General features: G+C 63.1%; 10 protein-coding genes. 4 read left to right on the forward strand and 6 right to left on the reverse strand.

Features of this window, described 5'->3' with window-relative positions; translation table 11 throughout:
* The 3 genes from A3728_RS22195 to A3728_RS04805 form a co-directional block, all read right to left on the reverse strand.
* The coding region (locus A3728_RS22195; RefSeq protein WP_150120649.1) for a LysR family transcriptional regulator at nt 1-108 on the reverse strand (108 nt) is incomplete at its 3' end.
* 150 nt (nt 109-258) lie between these two features.
* On the reverse strand, nt 259-1,200 hold the full coding sequence (locus tag A3728_RS04800; RefSeq protein ID WP_067920759.1) for a zinc transporter ZntB: 942 nt from the start codon (nt 1,198-1,200) through the stop codon (nt 259-261).
* A gap of 113 nt (nt 1,201-1,313) precedes the next feature.
* A complete protein-coding gene (locus tag A3728_RS04805; protein WP_067920760.1) occupies nt 1,314-3,341 on the reverse strand; it encodes an NADPH-dependent 2,4-dienoyl-CoA reductase in 2,028 nt (675 codons plus the stop codon).
* Between the two features lie 180 nt (nt 3,342-3,521).
* Here A3728_RS04805 and A3728_RS04810 point away from each other — a divergent pair, with 180 nt between their 5' ends.
* A complete protein-coding gene (locus A3728_RS04810) occupies nt 3,522-4,004 on the forward strand; it encodes an RNA pyrophosphohydrolase (protein ID WP_067920762.1) in 483 nt (160 codons plus the stop codon).
* Nucleotides 4,004-4,498, forward strand: coding sequence for a hypothetical protein (locus A3728_RS04815; protein WP_236627986.1), 495 nt, complete (start codon nt 4,004-4,006; stop codon nt 4,496-4,498). The genes A3728_RS04810 and A3728_RS04815 overlap by 1 nt, the downstream gene beginning before the upstream one ends.
* On the opposite strand, the gene A3728_RS04820 is transcribed toward A3728_RS04815, so the two are convergent.
* The 3 genes from A3728_RS04820 to nth are packed head-to-tail and all read right to left on the reverse strand — an operon-like array spanning nt 4,480 to nt 6,720.
* Entirely contained in the window at nt 4,480-5,091 is a 612-nt protein-coding gene (locus A3728_RS04820) for a GNAT family N-acetyltransferase (protein WP_067920764.1), read from the reverse strand. The genes A3728_RS04815 and A3728_RS04820 overlap by 19 nt on opposite strands.
* Nucleotide 5,092: 1 nt before the next feature.
* Nucleotides 5,093-6,079: an adenosine kinase gene (locus A3728_RS04825; protein ID WP_067920766.1), complete on the reverse strand. Its 987-nt coding sequence runs from the start codon at nt 6,077-6,079 to the stop codon at nt 5,093-5,095.
* Nucleotides 6,076-6,720: an endonuclease III gene (gene nth, locus A3728_RS04830; RefSeq protein WP_067920768.1), complete on the reverse strand. Its 645-nt coding sequence runs from the start codon at nt 6,718-6,720 to the stop codon at nt 6,076-6,078. Before nth ends, A3728_RS04825 begins: the two co-directional genes overlap by 4 nt.
* Before the next feature lie 134 nt (nt 6,721-6,854).
* Here nth and A3728_RS04835 point away from each other — a divergent pair, with 134 nt between their 5' ends.
* Both A3728_RS04835 and A3728_RS04840 read left to right on the forward strand, forming a co-directional pair.
* Nucleotides 6,855-7,706, forward strand: coding sequence for a methylated-DNA--[protein]-cysteine S-methyltransferase (locus A3728_RS04835; protein WP_067920774.1), 852 nt, complete (start codon nt 6,855-6,857; stop codon nt 7,704-7,706).
* A gap of 135 nt (nt 7,707-7,841) precedes the next feature.
* Nucleotides 7,842-8,373 (forward strand): OmpA family protein (locus A3728_RS04840; RefSeq protein WP_067920770.1); only part of this gene is annotated, 532 nt, incomplete at its 3' end.

An 8,373-nucleotide genomic window follows, 5' to 3' on the forward strand; every position in this document is an offset into this window, starting at 1 on the left:
GTGCTTTGATACAGCCGACTTGGAGATGCCCATCTTCTTGGCGGCATCGGTGAATCCGCCCTGATCGACGACCGTGGCGAATGCTTCCATTTCCGTGAGGCGATCCATGCCCGTTCCTTCATCACTATTCTTCTTTCAGGGCACAGCAATGACCGAGAATTCAGGCAGGATCGGGGCAGGGGTGGGACAGTAGCAAGGTAATTGACGGGATCGTCCAGCTTGTGGAAACGCGTGAACGCTGCGTTTCCGGGCGCGATATCAAAGCCATCGCACCCATTTGAGGATCAGTACCATCACCACCACCAATCCCGCCATCGAGGCGCAGAGAATGGCGAAGGCATAGGGATCGTCGATCCCGGGCATTCCGCCGATGTTGACCCCGAAGAGACCGGTCAGAAAGCCCAGCGGCAGGAAGACCGCCGCGGCTACGGACAGCACATAGCCGTGCCGGGCCTGTTTGCGCGCCACATGCAGGTCGTGTTCGTCCTGCACGGTAATGAGCCGCTCCTGCAGCGCGTTCAACTCTTCGACCGCGATAGTCGTTCGGTTTGCCAGTTCCCGCAGGGTCAGCGTGTCCGGCTCGGGTATGATGGGCAGGTTGATCTCCACCAGCCGGTGCAGAGCGTACCGCTGTGGTTCGAGATAGCGACGCAGTTTGATCACGCTGCGCCGGGTTTCCGGCAGTTCGGGCGGAATGGGTGTGCTGTCGTCTTCGAGATCGTCTTCGAAAAATTCGGTCAGCCGCGCGATCTTTGCCACCTCGTCCTGAACCCGATGGGTCAGCCGGGATACGAGCGCCTCGATGAAGGCGGCGGTGGTGCGCGGGACCTTTCCCTGTGTCGCCAGTTGCCGGATTTCGTCAATGGCAAAGACCTTCCGCATCCGTACCGTGATGACGACGTCGTCATCGATCCACATCCGGACGGAGACCATCTGGTCTGCATCCTGACCTTCGTTCATATTGATGCCCCGCAGGTTCAACATGATGCCTTCGCCGTACCGGTCGCAGCGGGGCCGGGTTTCGGGTTGCAGCAGTGCGCCCCGGGGGATCGGGGGCAGGACCCCTTCGAGCCATGTGGCCAGCTCGGGATCCGCAAGGTCGAAGTGCCACCAGCGGTATCGGCCGGGACCCGTCAGTGCCCTGTCCTCGGGAACCTCGGTCGTTCCATCCGCAAAAACATCGAAAACGCAGATCGGCATTGTCACCCTCGGCCTGTCACAGGCACGGCCAGCAGTTGGGCCGCACGGCGAAAAGCGGTAGCGTCTCTTTCGAACGATGCCAAGTGTTTCGGGGGGCGCTCCTGCCCCCCGGATCAGAGCGCTGCGGCCAGACGGGTCCCCTGATTGATGGCGCGCTTGGCGTCGAGTTCGGCCGCCACGTCTGCCCCGCCGATGACGTGACAGGTCCGGCCCTTGGCTTCGAGCGCGTCGGCGAGGCTGCGGTCCGACAACTGCCCGGCGCACAGGACGATAGTATCCGCCTCGATCACCTGAGGATTCTCGCGTGCCTCTCCGAAAGAGATATGCAGCCCCTCGTCGTCGATTTTTTCGTAGTTCACGCCCGCGATCATCTTCACCGCCTTCATGGTCAGAGAAGCACGGTGGATCCAGCCTGTCGTCTTGCCGAGACCCTTGCCCACCTTGGACGTCTTGCGCTGCAGCATCGTGACCTCCCGGGCGGGGGCATGGGGCTGCGGACCTTCCGGCGCCAGGCCCGACCGGTGTTCGGCGGGGTCGGCCACGCCCCATTCGCGCATCCATTCGGGCAGGTTCAGCGTCGTGCTGTCGCCGTCATGGACAAGGTGTTCGGACACGTCGAAACCGATGCCGCCCGCGCCGATCACGGCGACCCGGCGTCCCGCCGTGGCCGTTCCGTCCAGAATGTTCACATAGCTCACCACGTTGTCGCGGTTCTGGCCCGGGATCTGCGGGTCGCGCGGTACGACGCCGGTGGCAATGATGACCTCGTCATAGTCGTCCAGATCGTTGGCGGAAACCTCGGTGTTCAGCTTCACCTCGATGTCGAGATCGGCGATCATGCTGCGATACCAATCGACGAAGCCCCAGAACTCCTCCTTTCCCGCCACCTGCTTGGCGAGGTTCAGCTGCCCCCCGATTTCCTGCGCTCGGTCGAAGATCGTAACGCGGTGACCGCGCTGGGCCGCCGTGATCGCCGCCGACAGCCCCGCAGGCCCGGCCCCTACGACAGCGATTGCCCGCGCGGTTCCGACAGGCTCGATCCGCAACTCGGTTTCATGGCAGGCGCGCGGGTTGACGAGGCAGCTTGAAATCTTGCCGCCGAACGTATGGTCGAGACAGGCCTGGTTGCAGGCGATGCAGGGGGCGATCCGGTCGGATTTTCCAGCCATGGCCTTGGCCACGAAATCGGCATCCGCCAGCATCGGCCGGGCGAGCGAGACCATGTCGGCGCAGCCGTCGGCCAGTACCTCTTCGGCCACCTCAGGCGTGTTGATCCGGTTGGAGGTGATCACAGGGATGCCCACCTTGCCCATCAGCTTCTTGGTGACCCAGGCAAAGGCTGCCCGCGGAACGGAAGTTGCGATGGTGGGGATACGTGCTTCGTGCCAGCCGATCCCGGTGTTGATGATCGTGGCGCCCGCCTTCTCGATCTCCTGCGCGAGTTGCACGACTTCGTCGTAGGTCGATCCGTTGGGGATAAGATCGATCATCGACAGGCGGTAAATGATGATGAAATCCTCACCCACCGCTTCGCGGGTCCGGCGCACGACCTCGATGGGCAGCCGCATGCGATTCTCATAGGCCCCGCCCCAGCGGTCAGTCCGCTTGTTGGTATGGGTCACGAGGAACTGGTTCAGGAAGTACCCTTCGGAGCCCATGATCTCCACCCCGTCATAGCCCGCTTCCCGCGCGCGTTCGGCACAGGCGACGATATCGGCGATCTGCTTCTCGATGCCGTCTTCGTCCAGTTCCGCCGGCGGGAAGGGGGAGATCGGTGATTTGATCGGCGAGGGTGCAACGCATTTCGGGCCATAGGCATAGCGCCCGGCATGGAGGATCTGCATGCAGATCTTGCCCCCTGCCTCGTGCACCCGCCGGGTGATGACGGCGTGGTTGTCGATGTCTTCCTGCGTGACCATCATGGATGCGCCGGGCAGAACCGATCCTTCGAGGTTGGGCCCGATGCCGCCCGTCACCATCAGCCCCACTTCACCGCGCGCCCGTTCGGCGTAGAATTCTGCGACGCGGTTCCAATCCTTGGTTTCTTCGAGGCCGGTGTGCATCGACCCCATGAGCACCCGGTTCTTGAGCGTCGTAAAGCCGAGGTCGAGCGGTGCGAGCATATGGGGATAGTGGGACATCGAAAAACCTTTTCTGCCAGAGGCGCTGCGCGGCGCAGAACACCCCATGTCCCCTTGCGAGTCACGTTAAACGCGGCGTCACCCCCGCGATGTCCGCGACGGAAGCCGCGCGCTGCCCTGCTGTGTACAAGGCCCGCGATAAGGCGCTACTGTGAAGGCCTGCGATGAAAGGTATCCCCGGTGCGACCAGAAGAGATCGAGAAGCTTCCCTACCGCCCCTGCGTGGGCGTCATGATGATCAACGATGAGGGCAAGGTTTTCGTCGGCCAGCGGCGGGACAGGGACACCGACGCGTGGCAGATGCCGCAGGGCGGGGTGGAACCCGGCGAGGACCTGCGCGAGGCCGCCCTGCGCGAATTGGTGGAGGAGACGGGGGTGCCCCCGGAGCTTGTCGAGGTCGTGGCGCAGACCCGGGACATGCTCACCTACGACCTGCCGCATGATCTTGTTCCGCGCATCTGGAAGGGCCGGTTTCGGGGGCAGAAACAGGCGTGGTTCCTGTTGCGGTATCTGGGCGACGACACGCAGGTGAACATCGAGACGGAGGAGCCGGAATTCTCCGCCTGGCGCTGGCTGAAACCGGAGGACATGCTGGAGGGCATTGTGCCGTTCAAGCGCGACGTCTATGCGGCTGTACTCGACGATTTCCGCGAGTATCTGTGATGCGGATGCTTCGCCTGTCGATCTGTGGTGCCTTGGCGGCCCTGCCTGTGTCGGCCTCTGCCCTGAGCTGTCTGCCCCATTCCCTCGAAGGAGCGTATCAGCGGGTGGCTGCGGAAGAGGCCGAATATGTCGTGGTGCATGGTCGGCTTACCTTCGATGCCGACCTGCTGCCGGAAGTGGATATGTCCCGTCAGGCCGATACGCCACCCCGCACGGTGGTTCCGGCACGGCTGGAAGGGAAATCCATGACGCGGCGGGGCTTCGACATTCCGTTCGAGCAGGCCGTCGAACTGGATGTGCTCTGTTACGGTCCATGGTGCGGGTCTGCCGCCACGGGGCAGGATGTGCTCGCCTTTGTGCGCCGCGATGCGGAGACCTATGTGCTGGAGACGAACCCCTGCGGCGGCGATCTTTTCGGTACGCCCTCGGCGGAAATGCTGGAAAAGGTACAGGCCTGCTACGCGGGGGAGCCCTGTCAGCCTGAACGCCCCTGATCGTCGATCAGGGGGACATGCGCGCCCGCGTCGCGGGGCAATACCCCCGTCAGGCGCGGATCGTCCGCGATTTCGACTTCGCGTGCATAGGGCACGAACCCGCTGCGGATATAGAAGGGCAACGCCTGTGCGCTATCGAGCGTGCAGGTATGAAGGTGAAACCTTTCGATAGGCTGTGCGAATGCCAGTTCGATCGCCCGCGTCATCAGAAAACGCCCCGCGCCACTGCCTATGAGGGCAGACGTCAGCCCGAAATATGCCAGTTCACAGGCACCGGGCACGCGAAAGTCGAGCTCCAGCAAAGCGTGGTCGATGCCGTCTTTCCTCAGCGTATACACATGCACACCCGGATCGGACAGAATGGCGGCGAGTTTATCGTCAGCCATATTGGCGCGCCCGAACCAGAGCCATTCCAGCGATCCTACCCGGCGGAAAACGTCCCGGTACCAGCTGCAATCCGGCTCGACCTTTCGGAAGGTTACACCGTCAGGGAGGGCCAGATCTTTTGCCTGAGGCGGTGCGCGCATCTCCAGATGGGTCACCACCATTGCCAGTTTGCCCGCCGGAACGGGATGAAACCCGTCCGTCAGCATGTCAGGCAAGGCCTTCGGCACGGAACACCGCCAGCATGTCCTTTTCGGGGCGCGGGCCGAGGTGGCTGATGACCTCGGCGGCGCAGGCATTGCCCATGCGCCCACAGGTTTCGAGGTCACGGCCCTGCGCCAACCCGTAGAGGAACCCGGCAGCGAACTGGTCGCCCGCGCCGGTCGCGTCCACCGGTACGATCCGGGTCACCGGAATATCGACGCGGTTGCCTCCGCGAATGATCGTCACCCCGTCGCCCGATCTTGTGCAGACGACGAGCGGACAGATTGCCGTGATCTTGTCGAGCGCGTCTTCGAGGTCTTCTGTCTCGTAGAGCGATTTGATCTCGGCCGCGTTGCCGATGACGTAATCGAGGTCATGCTCGATCAGCGACAGGAAGTCGGCGCGATGCCGTTCGACGCAGAATGGATCGGAAATCGCGATGCCCGCCATGCCGCCCCCGGCCTTCGTGGCGCGCGCAGCCTCCCGGAAGGCCGTCTTGCCCGCTTCATGATCGAATAGATAGCCTTCGAGGAACATCAGTCGCGCCCGACCGCTGACCTCTTCCGGCACGTCATCCGACGTAAGGCCGGTCGAAATACCGAGATAGGTGTTCATCGAACGCTCGCCATCCGGCGAGACGAAGATCATGGAGCGCGACGTGGGGGTCTCGCCCTCGACGGGCGGGTTCACGAAGTCGATCCCGTTGTCGGACATCGCCCGCGCGTAGAAATCCCCCAACTCATCGTTACGGACGCGCCCGATAAAGGCCGTGGGCAGACCCAGCGCCCCGAAACCGGCCACCGTATTGGCAACGGACCCCCCCGGCGTCTGGATCCGGTCACGCATCGCGGCGTACAGCTGTTCTGCCCGGTCCTGTTCGATCAGTTGCATGATACCCTTCTCGATCCCCATATCCCCGAGGAAGCGGTCGTCGGCATGGGAAATCACGTCGACGACGGCATTGCCGATCCCGACCAGTTCGTAGGTTTTCATACGGTTTTGTCCTCGTAGGGGCAGATGTCGCGGATCAGGCAGGTCCGGCAAAGCGGCTTGCGCGCCTTGCAGGTGTAGCGCCCGTGCAGGATCAGCCAGTGGTGGGCATGATGCTGGTATTCGGCGGGCACGTTATCTTCGATGGCACGCTCCACGGCGTCGACCGTCTTTCCCGGTGCGACACGGGTGCGGTTGCCGACCCGGAAGATATGGGTGTCGACCGCCTGGGCGGGATGTTTCCACCACATGTTGAGCACGACATTGGCCGTCTTGCGGCCCACCCCCGGCAGCGATTGGAGCGCCGCCCGGCTGCTCGGTACCTCGCCATCGTAGTCCTCCACGAGGATTTGGCTCAGCTTCATGACGTTCTTGGCCTTTTGCCGATAAAGGCCGATGGACTTGATGTGCTCCGTCAAGCCCTCCAGCCCTAGGTCCAGCATCTTTTGCGGGGTATCGGCGACCTTGAACAGTTCCCGCGTGGCCTTGTTGACGCCCGCGTCGGTGGCCTGCGCGCTCAAGGCCACGGCCACCACGAGCGTATAGGCGTTGAGGTGCTCCAGCTCGCCCTCCGGCTCGGCTTCGGCGGCCTCGAACCTGCGAAAAATCTCGCGGATGCTATGATAATCGAGCGGTTTTGCCATCGCGGGACAGATATGGCCGTTTCCTCCAATGGCAACAAGGGCAAACTGGCGCGCGAAGGGGGCGGGCTTTGCGCAAGAAACGGGTCGCATGGCTGCCGCCGTGGGGTTATTTCTGGACCAGCGAAGGAGACCCCATGCTGCCCGAAGAAGAAACGCAATCCTATCACTATCAGGTCATGCGCCGCGCCATCGACCATATCGACAGGGCCGAAGACCCGTTGCAGCTCGATGCCTTGGCCGCCGAGATGGGTATGAGCCCGGCCCATTTTCAACGTCTGTTTTCGCGGTGGGTCGGGGTCTCTCCGAAGCGGTACCAGCAATATCTGATGCTGGGGCAGGCCAAGCGCATGTTGCGCGACAGTTTCACCACGCTGGAAGCGTCAGATGCGTTGAACCTGTCGGGCACCGGGCGCCTGCATGACCTGTTTCTGCGGTGGGAAGCCATGAGCCCCGGTGATTACGCCCGGAAGGGGGCGGGGCTGGATATCTACTGGGGCTGGTTCGACGGTCCGTTCGGAAAAATGCTCGTGATGGGAACCGACAAGGGCATCTGCGGGCTGGCGCTGGTATCGGAGACCGGCGAGGAAGCGGCCTTTGCCGATATGCGAAACCGTTGGCCGGAGGCTACTGTCACCGAGGCGCCGGAGCGGCTGACGGCTTGGGTAAACACCGTGATCGGGAACGGCGAGCCCGTGGAAGAGGCCGCGCCGTTGCATCTGATTGGGGCGCCGTTCCAGATCAAGGTGTGGGAGGCGCTCTTGGCCATTCCATCCGGTCAGGTCACGACCTATTCGGAAATCGCCCGCGCCATCGGTACGCCCAAGGCGGTGCGCGCGGTCGGAACCGCCGTGGGGCGGAACCCGGTCAGCTGGCTCATCCCGTGTCACCGGGCCCTGCGGAAGTCCGGCGAATTGGGGGGGTACCATTGGGGGCTTCCCGTCAAACGGGCGATGCTGGCCTTCGAGGCCGCCCGCGCAGAGGCCTGAGCGGGTACAATTGCGCGTTATTCTGCCGAAAAACACATTCGAGCAACTTTCACTGAAACCCGGATGCCCTATATTGCGTTCGCATAGAGACGCCTCGCCCGAACGGGGCCCGAAACACATGAAGGCAGTACGACAATGACAGTATCGAAAATTTCCCTTGCGGCCGCTCTGGCCGGTACAGTGGTTCTGGGCGCTTGTGCACCGGGCACCGGTATTGGTGCCGGTCCGAACGATCCGAACCAGCGCGCCAAGAACGGCGCATTGATCGGCGCGGGCGCCGGTGCGTTGATCGGTGCGCTATCCGAAAGTGACGGCGATCGTGCGGAAGGTGCCCTGAAGGGTGCCCTGATCGGTGGTGCCGTGGGCGCCGGTGTGGGCTATTCGCTCGACAAGCAGGAAGCGGACCTGCGCCGCGTGATGGACAGCCGGGTCGTCATCACCAACACGGGCGACCGCCTGATCGTGACCCTGCCGCAGGACATCCTGTTCGCCACAAACAGCACCGCCGTCCAGCCGACGCTGCAGGGTGACCTTGCGGCTCTGGCGCAGAACGTTCAGGTCTACCAGAACTCGACCCTACAGATCGTCGGTCACACCGACAGCGACGGTGACGCGGCCTATAACCAGCAGCTTTCCGAAGGCCGTGCGCAGGCAGTCGCCAATGTGC

The organism is Sulfitobacter sp. HI0040, from assembly GCF_001634885.1.
GTDB lineage: Bacteria > Pseudomonadota > Alphaproteobacteria > Rhodobacterales > Rhodobacteraceae > Sulfitobacter.

Excerpts from the sequence above, each read along its gene's own strand:
- A3728_RS04800 (WP_067920759.1), bottom strand. The coding sequence starts at position 1,200 with ATGCCGATCTGCGTTTTCGATGTTTTTGCGGATGGAACGACCGAGGTT.
- A3728_RS04805 (WP_067920760.1), bottom strand. The coding sequence starts at position 3,341 with ATGTCCCACTATCCCCATATGCTCGCACCGCTCGACCTCGGCTTTACG.
- A3728_RS04815 (WP_236627986.1), top strand. The coding sequence starts at position 4,004 with ATGCGGATGCTTCGCCTGTCGATCTGTGGTGCCTTGGCGGCCCTGCCT.
- A3728_RS04820 (WP_067920764.1), bottom strand. The coding sequence starts at position 5,091 with ATGCTGACGGACGGGTTTCATCCCGTTCCGGCGGGCAAACTGGCAATG.
- A3728_RS04825 (WP_067920766.1), bottom strand. The coding sequence starts at position 6,079 with ATGAAAACCTACGAACTGGTCGGGATCGGCAATGCCGTCGTCGACGTG.
- nth (WP_067920768.1), bottom strand. The coding sequence starts at position 6,720 with ATGGCAAAACCGCTCGATTATCATAGCATCCGCGAGATTTTTCGCAGG.
- A3728_RS04835 (WP_067920774.1), top strand. The coding sequence starts at position 6,855 with ATGCTGCCCGAAGAAGAAACGCAATCCTATCACTATCAGGTCATGCGC.